Origin of the sequence: Actinoplanes sp. NPDC048791, from assembly GCF_040650095.1 — a bacterium.
GTDB lineage: Bacteria > Actinomycetota > Actinomycetes > Mycobacteriales > Micromonosporaceae > Actinoplanes.
On record NZ_JBEZGQ010000049.1, the window covers coordinates 1 to 18,574 of the forward strand.

The following is an 18,574-nucleotide window of genomic DNA, read 5'->3' on the forward strand; positions in this document are numbered from 1 at the left end:
CGCCGCGATGCCGCGCGAGGCGCCGGGGTACGGTCTCGTGGGCCTGACCGAACGGGTCCGCGCGGTCGGCGGTCGCATCACCGCCGGGCCGGGCATCGACGGCGGCTGGGTCGTCGACGCCGCCCTGCCGCTCGACCAGGAGGTGACGCGGTGATCCGCGTGATGATCGCCGACGACCAGGCGATGGTACGGACCGGCTTCGGCATGATCATCGGTGCGCAGCCCGACATGGAGCTGATCGGCGAGGCCGCGGACGGCGTCGAGGCGGTGGCGATGGCCCGCAAGCTCAAGCCGGACGTGGCGCTCTTCGACATCCGGATGCCCCGGATGGACGGGCTGGAGGCCCTGCGGCTGCTGGCCGGGCCGGGCGTCGCGGATCCGATCAAGGTGGTCGTCGTGACGACCTTCGACCTCGACGAGTACGTGCACCAGGCGCTGCGCAACGGCGCGGCCGGCTTCCTGCTGAAGGACTCGGGACCGGCGCTGCTGGTGGAGGCGGTGCGCGCGGCGATGTCCGGGGACGCGCTGATCAGCCCGTCGATCACCGTACGGTTGCTGGAGCACCTGTCCCCACCGGCCCCGACCGGCGACGACGGCGGCCTGTCCCCGCGCGAGCTGGACGTGGTCAAGCTGGCCGCCCGCGGGCTGACCAACGCGGAGATCGCGACGCAGCTGTTCATCTCGGTCGGCACCGTCAAGACGCACCTGGGCAGCGTGCAGACCAAGCTCGGGGCCCGCAACCGGGTGGAGATCGCCGCCTGGGCCTGGGAACGTCGCCTGGTCGGCTGAGCGGCCCTACGCCACCACCTGCCGGACCAGTGACTCGACGAAGTCCGGGGTGACCGGCTGCCCGGTGACCAGCACGCGGTAGTAGACCGGGCCGACCAGCCGGTCGACGGCCGCGTCGAGGTCCGTGTCCGCGGGCAGCTCACCCCGGGCGACCGCTCGTTCCAACGGGCGGCGGTCGCGTGCCCGCTGGTGGGTGAGGTGCTCGGCGCGCAGCCGGGCCGCCAGTGCGGGGTCGTGCATCGACTGCCCGGTGAGCGCGCGGAAGACCGCGCCGGCGTCCGAGTGGGTCAGATACTGCGCGAGGTTCTCCAGGTGCGCGCGCAGGTCACCGGCCAGGTCGCCGGTGTCCGCCGGTTCCAGGTCCTGCGCGGCGTCGGCGGCGAACGCGTCGAACAGCACGTCGGTCTTCGAGGGCCACCAGCGGTAGATGGTCTGTTTGGCGACCCCCGCGCGGGCCGCGATCCCCTCGATCGTGAGCTGGGCGAAGCCCTTCTCGGCGAGCAGGTCGTCCGCTGCCTGCAACACGCTCAGCCGGGCCTGCTCACTGCGGCCGTGCCGGTTCCCGCGATGGTTCACGTCGTCTCCTCCGTCTGCCCGCGACCTTGCCTGGACGCAACGTTGCGTCTACTCTACCGCCATGCCCAACACCTTGAACCGCGCCCCCGTACCCGCGCTCCTGGAACGCCTCTTCGACGCGGCGGCGCGCGACCCCGATCTGTGGCCCGCCGACCGTCCCTTCGTCACCGCGCCGCCGCAGGAGCGGGCGGACACGCTGGACCAGGTCTACATGCCGATCTCGGCCCGCGGCGGCGACCTGCTCTACACCCTCGTACGCGCGATTCGCCCCGCCACAGTGGTCGAGTTCGGCACCTCCTACGGCGTGTCGACGATCTACCTCGCGGCCGGGGTCACCGACAACGGCCGCGGGCACGTCTTCAGCACCGAGCTCAGCGGCACCAAGGTGGCAGCGGCCCGGGCCAACCTGGCCGAGGCCGGGCTCGACCGGGCCGTGACGATCCTGCGCGGCGACGCTCTCCAGACGCTGGCCGCGGTGCCCGGTCCGGTGGACTTCCTGCTGCTGGACGGCTGGAAGGACCTCTGCCTGCCGGTGCTGCGGTTGCTGGAGCCGCGGCTCGCTCCGGGCGCCCTGGTGGTCGCGGACGACACCACTATGACCAGCATGGCGACCTATCTGGCCTACGTCCGCGATCCGGCCAACGGCTACGCCACTGTGGACTTCCCGGTCGAGGACGGGATGGAACTCAGTTGCCGGACGTGGTGATCCAGTAGCGGCGCAGCCGGCCGATCTCGGTGTCGCGGATGTCCTCCAGCTCGCCGCCGTTGCGCTCGATCGTGCGGCGGGAGCCCTCGTTGGCCACGTTGCAGGTGACCAGGACGCGGGTCAGGCCGACCTCGGCCGCGTACGGCAGGACCTCGCCCAGCGCGAACGACGCCAGGCCGCGGCGGCGCGCCGACGGCCGTACGCCGTAACCGATGTGCCCGCCGGCCCGCAGCAGGAAGTCGTTGAGCTCGTGGCGCAGCGCGATCGCGCCGAGCACCTCGTCGTCCTCGGCGATCCACCAGTACGTGCAGTGGACCAGGCCCTCCGGGACCGGCACGGCCGGGTCGGCCTCGCGCAGCAGCCGGCGCACCCAGGCGGCGAAGCCGTCCGGACTGTCCACGTCGTCCCCGGGCCGCAGGCCCGCACCGTCCTGGTGCACGCCGCGACCCCAGTCGTCGCGGGAGCGCAGCCAGGATTCGTGCAGCCGGGCGGTGGGAGCGATGAGGTCGGCCATGCCCGCGACATTAGCGGTCCGGGCGATCAACCACCCCGGGGCGATCAGCCGGGCCGGGCGATCAGCGGGCCGGGCGATCAGCCGGGCCGGGCGATCAGCCCGGGAAGGCGTTGCGGGCGTCGCCCGGCTCGAGTCGCTCCAGCAGGCGGCGGGCCATGGCGCCGAGCTGGTCGAGCTCCTCCGGCGACAAGGCGTCGAGCACCAGCGTGCGGACGGCTTCGACGTGCCCCGGCGCGCTGGCCAGAACCTTCTCCCAGCCGGCATCGGTGAGCACCGCGTTGGTGTAGCGGCCGTCCGAGGGGCAGGCCTTGCGCTCGATCCAGCCGCGGGCCTCCAGGCGCTTGACCACGTGCGAGAGCCGGGACAGCGAGCCGTTGGCCAGCGCGGCCAGGGCGCTCATCCGGCGGGTCCGCTCGGGGGCCTCGGAGAGGTTGGCCAGCACGAGGTATTCGAAGTGGCTCAGGCCCGAGTCGCGTTGCATCTGGGCGTCCAGGGCGGCGGGGAGTTTCAGCAGCAGGCCGCCCACGGGCAGCCAGGCCCGCAACTCGTCGGGGCTGAGCCAGCGCGGCGGTTCGGCGGTCACCCGTCCATCGTACTGCTGGTTTGAAGCTTCAATCAGGGCCGGACGGCCTATGCGGCCAGGGCGAGCATGGCCTGGATCTGCGACTGCCGCTGGGTGGTCATCGTCTCGGCGAGGGCCTTGGCCGGCGGGTACTGCCCACCGGTCACCTCCATCCGGGTCACCTCGACACAGTTGTGCAGGTGGCCCAGGAGCAGGCTGACCGCCGTACGGTCGAAGTCGGCGCCGCGGGCGGCCTCGAGCTCGGCGATGTCGGCGGGCCGCAGTGAATGCAGGTCGCCGTGCCCGGCGTGGGCGCCGGCGGCCGGGTCGGCCGACGGCGGCTGCTGCCAGCCGGTCAGCCAGCGGCCCATGGTGGCCGCCTCGCTCTGCCACTGCCCGCCCAGCTCGTTGATCAGCGTGCGCACCCGGAGGTTGGTGGCCCGCGGCCCGGCCAGCGCGACGACCTGCTCACCCTGGCGGATGTAGTCGAGGCTCATCTGCAGGAACATCACGTCGGTGCTGTTGAACGCCGGCGGTGGCGGCTGCGCCGGATCGGCGGCACAGCCGGCCAGCGTGATCAGCATCAGCAGGGCGGTGGCCAGACGACGCACGGTGACACCTCCTCCGGTGCCGGACGGACGGGTCCACGCCGGTGGCCGTGGACCCGTCCGCGGGGCGTGGATCAGATGCGGGACCAGAGAGCCGGTACGTTCGGCGGCTCCCAGCCGGCCAGCGCGGTGTGCGCCTGCCGGCAGCTGTACGAGGCCCCGCCGTAGGTGACGACGTTGCCGGGCGAGTACGCGGTGCCGGCCCGCCAGGTGCCACCGGCCGGCGGCTGGGTCGTCGGCGGCGGTGTCGTGGGCTGGGTGGGCGGCGTGGTCGGCGGCGGAGTGGTCGGCGGCGGGTTGCCGCCACCGCCACCGATGTTGACGTCCACACAGGAGTAGAACGCGTTGACCGTGTCGGCGATGTTCCACCGGGCCAGCACGGTCTGCCGGCCGGTGAAGCCGCCCATGCTGACGGTGTGCGACTTGGTGGCGCCGGGCTGCGCGCCGCCGTCGTTGAAGGAGGCCAGCCGGGTGCCGCCGATGAAGTACTCCCACGTGCTGGTGGAGTGCCGGGCGGTGAGCACCCAGTTGAACGTCACCGACGAGCCGACGCTCGCGGCCGGCCAGTTGCGGCTGTTGTCGTTGAGGACGGCGAAGCGGCTGCCACCGCCGTTGCACTGCGTCGAGCCCTTGGGGGCCTCGACGCTCTGCGGCTCGTAGATGATGTCACCGCAGTTGGCCACCGCACCGCGGGCGCAGTTGGCCTGCCGGCTGGGTGGCGAGGAGATGTAGCCGTGCGCCGAGGCCGGCGCGACGGCGACGAACAGTGAGGCGCCGACCGTGGCGACGGTCAGCAGCGGCAGTGTGGTCCTTCTTCTCATGAAGCGCTCCTCTTCATGGGGGCGGCAGGCCGGAGTTTGGGGGAACCCGGCCTGCCGCGGGCACGCCGGTACCGCGCCGGAGAACCGGTCGGTATCGACATTGCCCGATGGATGGAAGCTCCGTCGGCGATACGCCCAACGTAAGTTAAAGCTTGTTAACAGTAAAGAGAGCCAACGAAGTTTTTCGATACCATCGGGAAAGGGAGCGCTCTCTCGCCGTCAGCCGGCGCGCGCGATGCAGATCCGGGCCTGCAAGCGCGGCCCGGCCTCGTAGAACATGTACGGCGTCCCACCGTCGGTGCCGAACGACGGCGCGGCGGCGCGGCCGTTGTCGGAGGCGATCGGGCTGTAGAAGACACCCAGGTGGTTCTCCCGGTCGAAGGCGTTGCCGACCTCGGTGATCCGCATCCTGCCGTCGTTGCCGTGGTACGCCACGTACGTCGTGTTGTTGCGCTTGACCAGGGCCGGCGCGGCGATGTCGGTGAGGCCGTCGCCCTCCGGGTTGACCAGCGGGGTGGGACTGAACTGCCACTGGTCCCAGCCGTTGGGCGACCAGCCGTAGAAGATCCGCCGCCCGCTCTTCACGCCCATGAACACCATGACGTACTTGTTGCCGCGCCCGGGCAGGGTGTGCTCGAAGACCCGGGCGTACGAGGTCTCCGACGTGCCCGGCACCAGTCGCGTGCTCAGGATCGGCGTCTCGTCGCGGAAATTGATGCCGTCCGCGGAACGGGCGACCCGGGTGGTCGTGTTCTCGCCGTGGAAGTAGCAGAAGAACTGCCGGGTGGCGGCGTCCCAGATGACGTGCGGGGACGACACATGACTGACTGTCGTACTGGGCAGGACATTGTCGATCAACGGGTTGGCGGAGTATTCGGTGAACGGCCCGGCGAGCGAGTTCGCGTACGCGACACAGATGCCGCCCGGCTTCTCGTGCGGCGCGTAATAGAGGTAGTACCGGGCCCGCGCGCCGCTGATCTTGTCGTAGACGCCGCGGATGCACGGGAAGATGAACTCCCCGGTCGGGTTGTAGTTCAGCGGCATGGTGAGCGCGTCACGGAGGTAGCTGTAGGTCGGCATGCCGGCGGGCAGGGCGGCCCGGGCCGCGGCGGGGGCGACGGCGGTGCCCGCCAGTCCGGCAGCGGCACCTTTCAACAGTGTGCGTCGATTCATGTCCGTGACGCTAAGCGGCCATCGGCTGCTAATAGAACCACTGATAGTAAGGTAATTCGTATTAACATCGATCCGGCTCCTCAGACATCCGCCCGTGCTGCCGATGTCGAAGACGTGCGGAACATCCATGACGTCATCGACGGCCGCGCCGTGACCTCCGTCTTCCAGCCACTGGTGGACATCGCCACGCGGCGCGTGCTCGGCTACGAGGCGCTCAGCCGCGGCCCGGCCGGCAGCCCCTGGGAGTCGCCGGTGACGTTGTTCGCCGCGGCCCGTGCCGCCGGACGCGACAACGAGCTCGACTGGGTGTGCCGGGCATCGGCGTACCGGGCCGCGCTGGACGCCGGCCTGGAGCAGACCCTGTTCGTCAACATGGAGCCGACGGCGTGGCACACGCCCTGCCCCGACGACCTGGCCCCCGTCGTGGCCCGGGCGCAGAGCCGGCTGCGCGTGGTCACCGAGATGACCGAGCGGGCGATCGCGGCGGACCCGGCCGGGCTGCTGTCGGCGACGGCGAGCTGCCGGGCGGCGGGCTGGGGCGTGGCCCTGGACGACGTGGGCGCCGACCCGATGTCGCTGGCGCTGATGCCGTTCGTGCACCCGGACGTCGTCAAGCTGGACATGAGCCTGCTGCACGCCCCGCACAATCCGCACACCTCGCACGTGGTGGCCGCCGTCGCGGCGTACGCCGAGGCCAGCGGGGCCACGATCCTCGCCGAGGGGGTGGAGACGGCGGAGCACGAGGCGATCGCCCGCACGATGGGCGCGACCGTCGGCCAGGGCTGGCTGTACGGGCGCCCCGGTCCCCTGCCGCCCGTCCCCGCGCCGCCGGGTGCCCACCTGCCGTTGCTGCGACCGGTGATGAGCGGTCCCACCGGCGCGACGCCGTTCGAGATCGTCGCGGCCCAGCGGCCCACCGTGGTCACCACCAAGTCGACGCTGATGCCGATCAGCAAGCACCTGGAGGCCCTGGCCCGCGACAGCCACCAGCCGCCCGTGCTGCTCGCCTGCTTCCAGGAGGCCCGGCACTTCACCCGCGCCACCGCCCGCCGGTACGCCGCGATCGCCGAGCGCAGCCCGATGGTCGCGGCGCTGGGCACCGGCCTGAGCGACGAACCGGCCCCCGGCGTCCGCGTTGCCCACTTCACCGCCGGTGACGCACTGCGCGGCGAGTGGAACGTGCTGGTCGTCGGCCCGCACCAGGCGGCGGCGCTGGTCGCCCGCGACCTCGGTGACACCGGGCCCGAGGCGGAACGGCGGTTCGTGTTCGCCACGACGTACGACCGGGCGCTGGTGATCGCGGCGGCCCGCTCGCTGCTGCACCTGCTGGCCCCGACCGACCCGGGCCGGATCCCCCACCTGCTGAGCGTCTGACCAGCCAGGATGCCGTGTCCGCGACGCCCGGGTCACCGTACGCGGTTGCGGGCGTTCTCTAGCTTGCCCATGTGATCTTGCCGATGTCCCGACGAGCCCTCGCCACCGCTGTCGTCTGCCTGCTGGGGTTGCCCCTGGCGGCCTGCTCGGCCGGCTCCAGTGCGCCGGAGGTGCTGCCCTCGGCCGGCGCCTCAGCCTCGCCGCCGGCCGAACACCTGATCACGACGCCGGTGACACCGACCAGCGCGCCCGCGGCGCCGACCGGGGGCAAGGGCTGGACCTCCGCCGACATACCCGTCTTTCCACCGGCGCCGCCGCCCCTGCCGATCACCCTGCCGGCGTCGGGCAGTGTGCCGTACCTGTCGCGGATCCCGACGCAGCAGCCGGTCGCCTTCATCACCATCGACGACGGTTACCTGAAGGTGCCGGAGGCGCCGGCGTTGCTGGCGGCCGCCGGCGTCCCGGTCACGCTGTTCCTGACCACCGACGCCATCCACGACGACGAGGCGTACTTCGCGCGCCTGCAGGAACACGGCGCGGTCATCGAGGCGCACACGATCACCCACACCGAGCTGCGCGGCAAGTCGTACGCGTTCCAGCACCGGGAGATCTGCGGCTCGGCGGACCGGCTGGGTCACCGCTACCAGCGCCGGCCCGTGCTGTTCCGGCCGCCGTTCGGCACCAAGGACGCCACCACGCTGCGGGCGGCGCGCGACTGCGGGATCAAGGCCGCGTTCATGTGGAAGGAGACGGTCCACAAGGGCAAGGTGCGCTACCAGGAGGGTCACCGGGTCCAGCCGGGCGACGTCATCCTGATGCACTTCCGGCCGGCCTTCGTGCGGGATTTCCTGGCGGCGCTGCGCGCGATCCACAAGGCCGGGCTGACGCCGGCCCTCCTGGAGGACTACATCCCGGGCTGAACACGAGCGGATCAACGACTCAACGCGCGGGAAAGCCGACGGACGCGCGCATAGTGATCACGAGGAGATGGTCGCTATGAGGTCGGGTGTGATCCGTCTGCCCAGGGGCCGGCGGTGGCTGCGCCAGCACGTGACGGTGGTGGCCGAGCTGGGCAGCCGTACGGCGGTGGTGACCGCGCGGACCACAGCTCCGGAGCTCGCCATCTCCGTGCGCCGGCACCCCGCGGCGGGCCGGACGACGATCGAGGCGGCGGGATCGTGACCGGCCACCTGCGCGACTTCCTCGGCGCCGACGACGCGACGCTGACCCGGCAGCTCACCGAAGGCGGTCCGGTGGACGCCGCGGTCGGTGCGATCCCCGGCCACCTGTCCGGACCGGCCCGGGCAGCGCTCGGCGCGGAGCTGTCCGCGGCGGCCGGCGGCCTGCTCGAGGAGGACCTCGGCTCGATCCTGCTCTCCGGGCTGATGGGCTACCACTGCCTGGTCGACGCCGCGCGGGAGACGGCCGCCGACGCCGACGTCACCCGGCTGGTCACGCTGGACGACCACCTCGTCCGGGTCACCTACGACCCGCACCTCGACGTGCTCGTCGACCGGGAGCCCGTGTACGAGCTGCGGCTGTGCCTGTCCGTGACGTTCACCGTGCAGGGCCTGGCGGCCACCGTACGGGCCGGCCGCCTGGCGCACGTGCGGGTGGCGCGCTGCTCGGCCGACGTCCGGCTGTCGTGGGAGGAGCACACCCTGCTGGAGCACAGTGACCTCGTCGACGCTCCCCTGGTGATCCGCCTCGGCGCCGGCCTCCCGGTGTCCCAGGCCACCGTGCCGGCACAGGCGCGCGGCACCGCCCGTGTCGCCCAGCGCCGCGCCTGAACCCGGTCGGGCTCAATGGCTGTCTCTCTACCTGTTTCCGCAGCCAGCGCCAGTATCGCTCCTCCCGGCTCGGTCTCTGCCGTTCGGATCTGCGTCCCGGTGACGCCGATCCGAACGCCGCGCACGGACTCGGCAACCGAGGTACAGCTGATCCGGTTCCGCTCATGAGCCGGATACGAGTCCTTCATGGTCGACCCAGATCGACTCGGCTACCGGGACGGGATCCCTGATGTGCTGATGTCGTACCCGGCGGGGAGGATGGGCGCGGGAGGTACAGATGAGCGACATCGCGGACGTTCCACCCGCCGTTGTGGGCCGGCTCCGGGTGATCTGCGGGGAGCTGCCCGAGGCGTTCGAGGAGCCGGCGTGGATCGGCCTGCGGTGGCGGATTCGCCGGCGGACGTTCCTGCACGTCTACACCACCGACGAGAGGGGGTCGGCGTACATCGATCTGGACGATCCGGCCGTCCTGATGACCTTCCGGGCGCCGCCCGGGGAGTTGGCCGCGCTGGCGCATGCCGGCCCTCCGTTCTTCCGGGCCGACTGGGGTGTGAATGTCGTGGGAATGGTGCTGGACGACGAGACGGACTGGGTCGAGGTTGCCGAGCTGGTGACGGACAGCTATCGCGTGCAGGCGCCCCGCCGCCTCGCGTTCCGGCGCGGCAGATGACCCACCGGTTCTGCCTCACCGCGGCGATCCGGGCCCGGCTGCGTCGGACCGTACGCCGATGCCGCGCCCGGCACGCCGCCGAGCAGAAGACCATGGACGCCTTCGCCTCACGCGCCAGCAGCCCGCCACAGACCGGACACCGCCGCGGCGCCGGCTCCGCCGTCGCCGTTCCCGTCGGCTGCGGCAGCAGCGACAACCAACCCCGAGCACGCCGCTCGCCATCGGTCATACCGCGAGCGTACGACCGACGCGAATCCGATCTTGAAGTTCAAGGACAGGCTCTCAGCAAGGTCGCATGAGGATCGGTGAGCGGGGCTCGGCCGGCGCCGGTCGCAGGGCCCCCGCGACCAGCATCGTGAGCACGATCCCGGCCGCGACCGTCAGGACCGCCGCCCGGATGCCGTGCTGGGCGACGAGGACCAGGACGGCCAGGCCGAGCGCGGCGCCGATCCCGGATCCGGTGGAGGCCAGACCCGAGGCGATGCCCTGCTCCCGGTCACTGACGCCGGTGGCCGCGGCGATGAACATGGCGGTGAAGACCACCCCGTCACCGATGCTGAGTGCGACCAGTCCGGGCAGCAGAGCCGCGTACGAGCTGTCCCCGGTCATCGCCAGACCCAGCGCCGCGGCACCCGCCGCGCCCACCACCAGCGCCGCGACGAGGGTGCGGCGCAGCCCGAAGCGGGTCACCACCTGGCCCGCCACCGTGGAGCCGGTCACGACCACGGCGGTGGGCACCAGGAAGGCCAGGCCGGTGCGCAGGGAGTCGTAGCCGCGGACGTCCTGGAAGTAGATCGACAGGAAGTACAGCACCGAGCCGAAGGTCGCCGCGAACATCGCCGCGAGCCCGACCGCCGCCACGACGTTGCGGTTACGCAGCAGCCCTGGCGGCACCAGCGGGTCGGCGGCCCGCCGCTCGATCACGACCAGCGCGGCCAGCAACGCCAGCCCGGCCGACGCCGTTCCGAGCACGACCGGCGAGGCCCAGCCGACCTTAGGCCCTTTTACCAGCGCGAACACCAGCAGCGTGATGCCGCCCGTGGCACTGAGCGCGCCCAGCAGGTCGAACGACCGCCCCTCGGCGCGCCGGGCATCGGCCGGCAGCAGCGGGAACGCCAGCAGCAGGGCCGCGGCGGCCAAGGGTGCGTTGATCAGGAACACCGCCGGCCACCCGAACGCGCGCGTGAGCACACCACCGAGCAGAACGCCGAGGACCAGGCCGGCCGCCCCCGCCCCGCCCCACACGCCCAGCGCGCGGTTGCGGGCCCGGCCCTCCGGGAAGGTGACGTTGACCAGCGCCAGCGTCGTCGGGAAGACCAGGGCGCCGCCCAGTCCCTGGACCGCGCGGGCACTCAGCAGCACCTCCGGGCTGCGGGCCAGACGATCAGCATCGCGAACGCCAGCAGCGCCAGGGCGGCCCGGCGGCGCCCGGGGCCGGTCATCGCCGGACCGCTTGCCGGCGGGCCGCCCATACCGGGCTGTCCACGTAGTGGTTGTCGAAGCGGTCCTGGGTCTCGCCGACCTGCGACCAGGTCGCCTCGCCGCGGTGCACCTCGTCGAGCAGCCGGTAGTAGTCGAACCGCGGCTTGCCGGGCGTGATGACCACGAGGAAGTCGGCATCCTGGCCGTCGGCCGGGGCGAAGGCGTGCGGAGTGCCCGGCGGGACGAACAGGGCGTCGCCCTCGTGCAGGGTCCGCAGCTCAGTGCCGACGAGCACCTCGAGGGCGCCGCCGAGCACGAAGAACAGCTCTCCGGACAGCGTGTGCCGGTGCGGGGGAGCCCCGTCGGTGCCCTGCTTGAGCAGCGTGCGGTTGCTGGTCAGGGCGCCGCCCGTGTGCTCGGGGTCGAGCAGCAGCGTGATCACGCTGGCCGGGTCGCTGTCGAGGAGTTCTGCCTGCGCTGCGCGTACGAGTGTCATGGTCGTTCCCCGTTCCTGGATGTTGGAGGTCCAGGATAGGCACGGGATCCTGGACATGTAAAGTCCAGGACTATGCGGATGAGTCAGGGCGTCGAATGGGCCCTCCACACGTGCCTCAACCTGAGCTGGCTCGACACCCCGGTGCCGACCGGCACCCTCGCGGCGTTCTACGAGCTGCCGCCGGCCTACCTGAACAAGCAGCTCCAGGCCCTGGTCCGGGCCGGGATCCTGACGTCGGTCTCCGGCCCGCGCGGCGGCTTCCGGCTGGCCCGGGACCCGGACGCGGTCTCCCTGCTGGACATCGTGGCCGCGATCGAGGGGCCGGAGGAGCTGTTCCGCTGCGACCAGATCCTGCGCAAGGGCCCGGGCGTGCACACGGGCGTCGACTATCGGCAGTCGTGCACCCTGGCCCAGGCGATGCGCGGTGCCGAGCTGGCCTGGCGGCGGGAACTGGCCGGCCGGACCGTGGCCGACATCCGGGCCGACGTCGAGCGCCTGCACCCCGACTCCCCGGCGGACGCCCGGGCCCGGATCACCGAGCTGCGCTGAGCCACCCCCGCGGACTTCCGCGTCTATCGCAAGCCGCTCGACCTGCTCTGACCACGCCGCGCCGTCCGCACCACGAGGACGATCGCTCCGATGACGAGCAGGGCGCCCAGCAGCTGCAGACCTGGGGAGTCGTCGGCTCCGCCGTACACGAATGCGGCGACGCCGAGCAGAACCGCGACGGCGGCGAGGGCGTATTTCATGAGGGCTCCTTCCGGGGCGGCGAGTGCCGACGATGCGATCTCATCACCGGCCCGCCCCGTCAGAAACCGCCCGGGCCGACTCCGCACAGGATCTCCACACAACGCACACGAAACACGACGCACACGAATGCCGTCACTGGGCGCGGCGCTGGAGGAACTCGTAGACGTCCTGGGCGTCGACGCCCGGGAAGGTGCCGGGCGGCAGGGCGGCCAGCAGGTGCGAGTGCACCCGGGCGCTGGGCCAGGCCTGGCCGGCCCAGCGGTCCACCAGCTCCGTGGGCGGGCGGCGGCAGCAGGTCGGGTCCGGGCAGGTCGACACGGTACGGCGGGTGGTGTCACCGCCGCGGAACCAGCGGGCATGCTGGTACGGCGTCCCGACCGTGACCGAGAACTCGCCCGAGCGGGTCGACTCCACGTGCACGGTGCACCAGTACGTGCCCTTGCCGGTGTCGGTGAACTGGTAGAACGACGAGTACGGGTCCTCGGCCGCGAACACCGTGCGTGACGCCCATTTGCGGCACACCGGCTGGCCCTCGATCGCGCCGGTCACGTCGGTCGGGAAGCGCACGTCGTCGTTCTCGTAGGCCTTGTAGACCGTGCCGCTCTCGTGCACCCGGGCGAAGTGCACCGGGATGCCGAAGTGGTGGGTGACCAGGTTGGTGAAGCGGTGCGCCGCGGTCTCGTAGGAGACCCCGAACGCGTCGCGGAAGTCGTCGATCGCCAGCGCCCGGTCGGCCTTGGCCTCGCCCAGGAAGTCGGTGGCGAACTTCTCCGGCATCAGCAGCGCCGCGGCGAAGTAGTTGACCTCGACCCGCTGGCGCAGGAAGTCGCCGTAGTCGGCCGGGTCGTGGTGGCCGAGCACGAAGTGCCCGAGCGTCTGCAGCACCACCGCGCGCGGGTCGTGGCCCTTCCCGCTGGCCACCTGCGGCAGATAGATCTTGTGGTTCTTCAGGTCGGTCACCGAGCGGGCCGAGCCGGGCAGGTCGTTGACGTAGTGCAACGAGAAGCCCAGGTGGGCGGCGATGTCGAGGATGCCGCGCTGGGACAGCGGGCCGGTGGTGTGCCGCACCGACTCCAGCACCTTGGCCGCGGCCTGCTCGATGTAGTCGAAGTAGTTGTCGCGCTCGCGCATCTCGACGCGCAGCTGCTGATTGGCCCGGCGGGCCACCTCCGGGGTGGCGCTCTGCTCGGTGAGCAGCCGGGTCAGCTCGCGGTGCAGGCCGATCAGCGATTCCAGGGCGTCGGCGGGCAGCCGCCGGCCGCCGCGGACGACCGGCAGGCCCAGGGCCGTGTAGGCCGGTTCCCGCTGGAAATGGGCCAGCTCGATCTCCAGCCCGGCGCGCCGGCTCGGCGCTTCCGGCCGGAGCAGTTCCTGCATCGGTACGCCCAGAGCACCCGCGATCGCCTGCAGCACGCTGAGCTTCGGCTCCCGTTTGCCGTTCTCGATCAGCGAGAGCTGCGAGGGGGCCCGGCCGACGGCGGCGCTGAGCTGGTCGAGAGTCATGCCCTTGGCCCGGCGCTGGTGCCGCAGCCGCTGCCCGAGGGTCACGAGGTCCACGGTCGCGTCGGTCGGTGAAGCCGTCATGGGTTTTGACGCTAACAGAATTTCTTCACTTCTTCTCCTCACAAATACCTTCAGTGGGGGTTGCGCCCTCGATCAGAGTGAAGTTCTGCCGTAACGGAAGGGCTTAACACCATGACTGATCAGCTGACCGAAGTCAGGGGCGGTACCGCCGCGGACCTCACTCGGGCGTGGGCCGGCGATCCCCGTTGGCTGGGCGTGACCCGCAGCTACACGGCGCACGACGTCGTCAAGCTGCGCGGCAGTGTCCAGGAGCAGCACACCCTGGCCGAGCGGGGCGCCCGCCGGCTCTGGGACCTGCTGCACGACGAGGAGTACATCAACGCGCTCGGCGCCATGACCGGCGGCCAGGCCGTGCAGCAGGTGCGGGCCGGGCTCAAGGCGATCTACCTGTCCGGCTGGCAGGTCGCCGCCGACGCCAACCTGTCCGGGCACACGTACCCGGACCAGAGCCTCTACCCGGCGAACTCGGTGCCGGCGGTGGTGCGCCGGATCAACAACGCGCTGCTGCGGGCGGACCAGATCGACACCGCGGCGGGCAAGCACGACCGCGACTGGCTGGCGCCCATCGTCGCCGACGCCGAGGCCGGCTTCGGCGGGCCGCTGAACGCGTTCGAGCTGATGAAGGCCATGATCGCGGCGGGTGCGGCCGGCGTGCACTGGGAGGACCAGCTCGCCTCGGAGAAGAAGTGCGGCCACCTCGGCGGCAAGGTGCTCATCCCGACCGCCCAGCACATCCGCACACTCAACGCGGCCCGGCTGGCCGCCGACGTGGCCGGGGTGCCGAGCCTGATCATCGCCCGCACCGACGCGCTGGCCGCCGATCTGCTCACCACCGATGTGGACGAGCGCGACAAGCCGTTCCTCACCGGCGAGCGGACCGCCGAGGGCTTCTTCCGGGTGCGCAGCGGTCCCGATGCGGCCATCGCCCGCGGGGTCGCGTACGCCGACTACGCCGACCTGATCTGGTGCGAGACCGGCAAGCCCGATCTGGAGTTCGCCCGCTCGTTCGCCGAGGCCGTGCACAAGGTGCACCCGGACAAGATGCTGGCGTACAACTGCTCGCCGTCGTTCAACTGGAAGCGCAACCTCGACGACGCCACCATCGCCCGGTTCCAGAAGGAGCTCGGCGCGATGGGCTACAAGTTCCAGTTCGTCACGCTGGCCGGCTTCCACGCGCTGAACCACTCGATGTTCGAGCTGTCCCAGGGCTACGCCACCGAGGGCATGAGCGCGTACGTGCGGTTGCAGGAGGCCGAGTTCGCGGCCGAGACCAACGGTTACACGGCGACCAAGCACCAGGCCGAGGTCGGGACCGGCTACTTCGACGCCGTCTCCACGGCGCTCAACCCCGACAGCTCCACCACCGCGCTGTCCGGCTCGACCGAAGCGGAGCAGTTCTGATGGAAGAAGTCACCGTCTCCCCCTCCGAGTACGACGAAGTCCTGACGCCCGAGGCGATCGAGTTCGTGGTGGCGCTGGACCGTGAGTTCGGCGCGCGCCGGGTCCAGCTGCTGGACCGCCGCCGGCGCCGCCGGGCCACCCGGACGACCGAGCTGGACTTCCTGCCCTCGACCCGGCAGATCCGCATCGACGACACCTGGACCGTGGCGCCCCCGGCCGAGGACCTGATGGACCGCCGGGTGGAGATCACCGGGCCGCCCGAGCGCAAGATGACGATCAACGCGCTGAACTCCGGCGCCAAGGTCTGGATGGCCGACTTCGAGGACGCCACCGCGCCGACCTGGGACAACGTCGTCTCAGGCCAGCGCAACCTGCGGGCCGCGCTGGACGGCACGCTGGACTTCACCGCGCCGGACGGCCGGGAGTACAAGATCGGCACCGAGCTGCCGACCATCATGGTCCGGCCCCGCGGCTGGCACCTGCCGGAGTGCCACGTGCGCATCGGCGGACGGGCGGTCTCGGCGTCGCTGTTCGACTTCGGCCTGTACCTGTTCCACTGTGGGCGCAAGCAGATCGAGCGGGGCAGCGGCCCGTACTTCTACCTTCCCAAGCTGGAGAGCCACCTCGAGGCCCGGCTGTGGAACGACGTCTTCGTCTTCGCGCAGAACCTGCTGGGCATCCCCCGCGGCACGATCCGCGCGACGGTGCTGATCGAGACGATCACGGCGGCCTTCGAGATGGAGGAGATCCTGTACGAGCTGCGCGAGCACTCGGCGGGACTCAACGCCGGCCGCTGGGACTACCTGTTCAGCATGATCAAGAACCGGCCGGACGTGGTGCTGCCGGAGCGCTCGCAGGTGACGATGACGGCGCCGTTCATGCGGGCGTACACGGAATTGCTGGTCAAGACCTGTCACCGGCGCGGGGCCCACGCGATCGGCGGCATGGCCGCCGTCGTGCCCAGCCGGGACCCGGTGGCCGCCAAGCGGGCGCTCAACCAGGTCCGCCAGGACAAGCGGCGCGAGGTCGGCGACGGCTTCGACGGCTCCTGGGTGGCCCACCCGGGCCTGGTGCAGACCTGCCGGGAGGTCTTCGACCAGTGGCTCGGCTTCGAGCCGCACCAGATCGTGCGCAAGCGCGAGGACGTGCGGGTCACCGCCAAGGAGCTGCTGGACGTCAAGTCCAGTGCCGTCACGGTCAGCGAGGTCGCGCTGCGCACCAACGTCAGCGTGGCGCTGCGGTACGTCGCGGCGTGGCTGGGCGGGCGCGGCGCGGTGGCGCTGGGCGGGCTGATGGAGGACGCGGCGACCGCGGAGATCTGCCGGACCCAGCTGTGGCAGTGGATCTCGACGGGGACCCCGACCGACTACGGCGTGCCGGTGACCGCGGGCCTGGTGACCCGGATGCTGCGCGAGGAACTGGACGTGCTGGCCGAGACCGGGGCGCTGGACGAGGAGTCGGCCCGGTGCTTCGGTCAGGCCCGGACCCTGCTGACCGTGCTGCTCTCCGAGCGGACCTGCCCGGAGTTCTTCACTCTGCCCGCGTACCTGCGGCACATGACCGGTGGCGGCCTCAAGCCGGCGGCGGTTCTGCCGGTCTGACCGGGAGCATTGGGACGGCCCGGTGGCGATCCGCCACCGGGCCGTGCCCGTTTGTGCGGCGCGTGTGCCCGTGTTGACGGACGGTGAGAAAGCTGCTGCCGCGCCGGGCCCGGCAACGGGCCTCCCGGGATGCCATGCTGGGGCTCCGAGCCCGTCAGAGCAGCGCTGGGAGGACATGCCGATGCTGCCCCTCAATGCCCAGAACTTGTCGTCCCTGCCCGCCGAGCTGCCGGTCCCGTCCTACGACCGCGGCGCCCTGCGGACCGGGATCGTGCACTTCGGCGTCGGTGGCTTCCACCGGGCGCACGAGGCGATGTACCTCGATCGGCTGATGAGCGCGGGCCGGGCGCTGGACTGGGCGATCTGCGGGGTGGGCGTGATGCCGGCCGACCGGCGCATGGCCGAGGTGATGCACGCCCAGGACGGCCTCTACACGCTGGTCGTCAAGGCGCCGGACGGCACCCTCGAGGCCCGGGTCGTCGGCTCGATCAAGGAATACCTCTTCGCGCCGGACGACCCCGAGGCCGTCATCGAGAAGATGGCCGGGCCCGAGGTGCGCATCGTCTCGCTGACCATCACCGAGGGCGGCTACAACTTCAACGCCGTCACCGGGGACTTCGTCGCCGACAACCCGGACGTGCGGCACGACCTGACGCCCGGCAACCCGCCGCGCACCACCTTCGGGCTGATCACCGCGGCGCTGGCCCGGCGGCGCGAACGCGGGGTGCCGCCGTTCACGATCATGAGCTGCGACAACATCCAGGGCAACGGGCACGCCGCCCGGCGCAGTTTCGTCGCCTTCGCCACCCTGCTGGACCCGGAGCTGGGCGAGTGGGTGCAGCAGCACGTCGCCTTCCCGAACAGCATGGTCGACCGGATCACCCCGGTGACCACGGACGACGACCGCGCGGAGGTCCGCAAGCGGTTCGGCGTGGACGACGCCTGGCCGGTGGTGTGCGAGCCGTTCACCCAGTGGGCCCTGGAGGACACGTTCCCGCTGGGCCGGCCCCCGTTCGAGGACGCCGGCGTGCAGGTGGTCGCCGACGTCGAGCCGTACGAGCTGATGAAGTTGCGCCTGCTCAACGCCAGCCACCAGGCGCTCTGCTACTTCGGCTACCTGGCCGGCTACCGGCTCGTGCACGACGTCGCCCAGGATCCGCTGTTCGCCGGCTTCCTGCTGGCGTACATGGACCGCGAGGCCACGCCGACCCTGGAGCCGGTGCCCGGCATCGACCTGGACGAGTACAAGCACCAGCTCATCGACCGCTTCTCCAACGACCAGGTGCGCGACACCGTGGCGCGGCTCTGCGCGGAGAGCTCCGACCGCATCCCCAAGTGGCTGCTGCCGGTGATCCGGCACAACCTCGAGACCGGTGGCGAGATCCTGCGGTCCACCGCCGTGGTGGCCAGCTGGGCCCGGTACGCCGAGGGCGTCGACGAGCAGGGCAACCCGATCGAGGTGGTGGACCGGCTCAAGGACACCCTGACCGCGGCGGCCCGGCGGCAGAGCGAGGATCCGCTGGCCTTCATCGCCGACCGGGACCTGTTCGGGGACCTGATCGACAACGAGCGGTTCGTCTCGGCGTACCGGTCGGTGTTGTCCTCGCTGCACCTCAAGGGAGCGCGGGCGACACTCGAGGAGCTGGCCGGCGCCGCCTGAGCAGCGCGGCGCCGAGGCCGCCGGCCAGCAGCTGGCTGGCCGCGACGGCCAGCAGCAGGGCGGTCGGGCCGTGGCCG

The 18,574-nt window shown here is 71.6% G+C and carries 21 protein-coding genes and 1 pseudogene; 12 read left to right on the forward strand and 10 right to left on the reverse strand.

Annotated elements, in window-relative coordinates:
* Positions 1–154 (forward strand): annotated as a pseudogene (locus AB0C29_RS06445) (two-component sensor histidine kinase); the annotation flags it as partial.
* The gene (locus tag AB0C29_RS06450; RefSeq protein ID WP_360816007.1) at positions 151–789 is read left to right on the forward strand and encodes a response regulator transcription factor; all 639 of its coding nucleotides are present in this window, start codon (positions 151–153) and stop codon (positions 787–789) included. The pseudogene AB0C29_RS06445 and the gene AB0C29_RS06450, both read left to right, overlap by 4 nt.
* 6 nt (positions 790–795) lie before the next feature.
* Here the strand turns inward: AB0C29_RS06450 and AB0C29_RS06455 are convergent, their stop codons facing one another.
* Positions 796–1,365, reverse strand: a complete 570-nt coding sequence (locus tag AB0C29_RS06455) for a TetR/AcrR family transcriptional regulator (protein ID WP_360816010.1) — start codon at positions 1,363–1,365, stop codon at positions 796–798.
* A 61-nt stretch (positions 1,366–1,426) separates the two neighbouring features.
* On the opposite strand from AB0C29_RS06455, the gene AB0C29_RS06460 reads away from it, so the two are divergent.
* A complete protein-coding gene (locus AB0C29_RS06460) occupies positions 1,427–2,071 on the forward strand; it encodes a class I SAM-dependent methyltransferase (protein WP_360816013.1) in 645 nt (214 codons plus the stop codon).
* Here the strand turns inward: AB0C29_RS06460 and AB0C29_RS06465 are convergent.
* The 5 genes from AB0C29_RS06465 to AB0C29_RS06485 all read right to left on the reverse strand — a co-directional run bounded on the left by AB0C29_RS06465 (position 2,052) and on the right by AB0C29_RS06485 (position 5,749).
* Positions 2,052–2,585, reverse strand: a complete 534-nt coding sequence (locus AB0C29_RS06465; RefSeq protein WP_360816016.1) for a GNAT family N-acetyltransferase — start codon at positions 2,583–2,585, stop codon at positions 2,052–2,054. The genes AB0C29_RS06460 and AB0C29_RS06465 overlap by 20 nt on opposite strands.
* A 94-nt stretch (positions 2,586–2,679) precedes the next feature.
* On the reverse strand, positions 2,680–3,168 hold the full coding sequence (locus tag AB0C29_RS06470; RefSeq protein WP_360816019.1) for a MarR family winged helix-turn-helix transcriptional regulator: 489 nt from the start codon (positions 3,166–3,168) through the stop codon (positions 2,680–2,682).
* 47 nt (positions 3,169–3,215) lie between these two features.
* Complete coding sequence (locus AB0C29_RS06475; protein WP_360816021.1) at positions 3,216–3,758, reverse strand: DUF305 domain-containing protein; 543 nt, start codon at positions 3,756–3,758, stop codon at positions 3,216–3,218.
* Positions 3,759–3,829: 71 nt separating this feature from the next.
* On the reverse strand, positions 3,830–4,576 hold the full coding sequence (locus tag AB0C29_RS06480; protein ID WP_360543672.1) for a lytic polysaccharide monooxygenase: 747 nt from the start codon (positions 4,574–4,576) through the stop codon (positions 3,830–3,832).
* A 219-nt stretch (positions 4,577–4,795) separates the two neighbouring features.
* Positions 4,796–5,749 (reverse strand): hypothetical protein, encoded by a 954-nt coding sequence (locus AB0C29_RS06485; protein WP_360816023.1) that lies wholly within the window; start codon positions 5,747–5,749, stop codon positions 4,796–4,798.
* A 114-nt stretch (positions 5,750–5,863) separates the two neighbouring features.
* On the opposite strand from AB0C29_RS06485, the gene AB0C29_RS06490 reads away from it, so the two are divergent.
* The 5 genes from AB0C29_RS06490 to AB0C29_RS06510 all read left to right on the forward strand — a co-directional run bounded on the left by AB0C29_RS06490 (position 5,864) and on the right by AB0C29_RS06510 (position 9,583).
* Entirely contained in the window at positions 5,864–7,123 is a 1,260-nt protein-coding gene (locus AB0C29_RS06490) for an EAL domain-containing protein (RefSeq protein WP_360816026.1), read from the forward strand.
* An 83-nt stretch (positions 7,124–7,206) separates the two neighbouring features.
* Positions 7,207–8,043, forward strand: a complete 837-nt coding sequence (locus AB0C29_RS06495; protein WP_360816029.1) for a polysaccharide deacetylase family protein — start codon at positions 7,207–7,209, stop codon at positions 8,041–8,043.
* An 88-nt stretch (positions 8,044–8,131) separates the two neighbouring features.
* Positions 8,132–8,305, forward strand: coding sequence for a hypothetical protein (locus tag AB0C29_RS06500; RefSeq protein ID WP_360816032.1), 174 nt, complete (start codon positions 8,132–8,134; stop codon positions 8,303–8,305).
* A complete protein-coding gene (locus tag AB0C29_RS06505; RefSeq protein WP_360816034.1) occupies positions 8,302–8,913 on the forward strand; it encodes a hypothetical protein in 612 nt (203 codons plus the stop codon). Before AB0C29_RS06500 ends, AB0C29_RS06505 begins: the two co-directional genes overlap by 4 nt.
* Positions 8,914–9,190: 277 nt before the next feature.
* Entirely contained in the window at positions 9,191–9,583 is a 393-nt protein-coding gene (locus AB0C29_RS06510; protein WP_360816037.1) for an MmcQ/YjbR family DNA-binding protein, read from the forward strand.
* Positions 9,584–9,865: 282 nt separating this feature from the next.
* On the opposite strand, the gene AB0C29_RS06515 is transcribed toward AB0C29_RS06510, so the two are convergent.
* A complete protein-coding gene (locus AB0C29_RS06515; RefSeq protein WP_360816040.1) occupies positions 9,866–10,945 on the reverse strand; it encodes an MFS transporter in 1,080 nt (359 codons plus the stop codon).
* A 76-nt stretch (positions 10,946–11,021) separates the two neighbouring features.
* Entirely contained in the window at positions 11,022–11,501 is a 480-nt protein-coding gene (locus AB0C29_RS06520) for a cupin domain-containing protein (protein ID WP_360816043.1), read from the reverse strand.
* 78 nt (positions 11,502–11,579) lie between these two features.
* On the opposite strand from AB0C29_RS06520, the gene AB0C29_RS06525 reads away from it, so the two are divergent.
* A complete protein-coding gene (locus AB0C29_RS06525; protein ID WP_360816046.1) occupies positions 11,580–12,050 on the forward strand; it encodes an Rrf2 family transcriptional regulator in 471 nt (156 codons plus the stop codon).
* Positions 12,051–12,073: 23 nt separating this feature from the next.
* Here AB0C29_RS06525 and AB0C29_RS06530 read toward each other — a convergent pair whose 3' ends face one another.
* Together AB0C29_RS06530 and AB0C29_RS06535 are read right to left on the reverse strand one after the other, a co-directional pair.
* Positions 12,074–12,250: a hypothetical protein gene (locus AB0C29_RS06530; RefSeq protein WP_360816048.1), complete on the reverse strand. Its 177-nt coding sequence runs from the start codon at positions 12,248–12,250 to the stop codon at positions 12,074–12,076.
* 133 nt (positions 12,251–12,383) lie between these two features.
* A complete protein-coding gene (locus tag AB0C29_RS06535; RefSeq protein WP_360816051.1) occupies positions 12,384–13,835 on the reverse strand; it encodes an XRE family transcriptional regulator in 1,452 nt (483 codons plus the stop codon).
* A gap of 111 nt (positions 13,836–13,946) precedes the next feature.
* On the opposite strand from AB0C29_RS06535, the gene aceA reads away from it, so the two are divergent.
* The 3 genes from aceA to AB0C29_RS06550 all read left to right on the forward strand — a co-directional run bounded on the left by aceA (position 13,947) and on the right by AB0C29_RS06550 (position 18,497).
* The gene (aceA, locus tag AB0C29_RS06540; protein WP_360816054.1) at positions 13,947–15,236 is read left to right on the forward strand and encodes an isocitrate lyase; all 1,290 of its coding nucleotides are present in this window, start codon (positions 13,947–13,949) and stop codon (positions 15,234–15,236) included.
* Entirely contained in the window at positions 15,236–16,837 is a 1,602-nt protein-coding gene (gene aceB / locus AB0C29_RS06545; RefSeq protein WP_360816057.1) for a malate synthase A, read from the forward strand. Before aceA ends, aceB begins: the two co-directional genes overlap by 1 nt.
* Before the next feature lie 181 nt (positions 16,838–17,018).
* On the forward strand, positions 17,019–18,497 hold the full coding sequence (locus AB0C29_RS06550) for a mannitol dehydrogenase family protein (protein WP_360816060.1): 1,479 nt from the start codon (positions 17,019–17,021) through the stop codon (positions 18,495–18,497).
* The last annotated feature ends 77 nt before the right edge of the window (positions 18,498–18,574 follow it).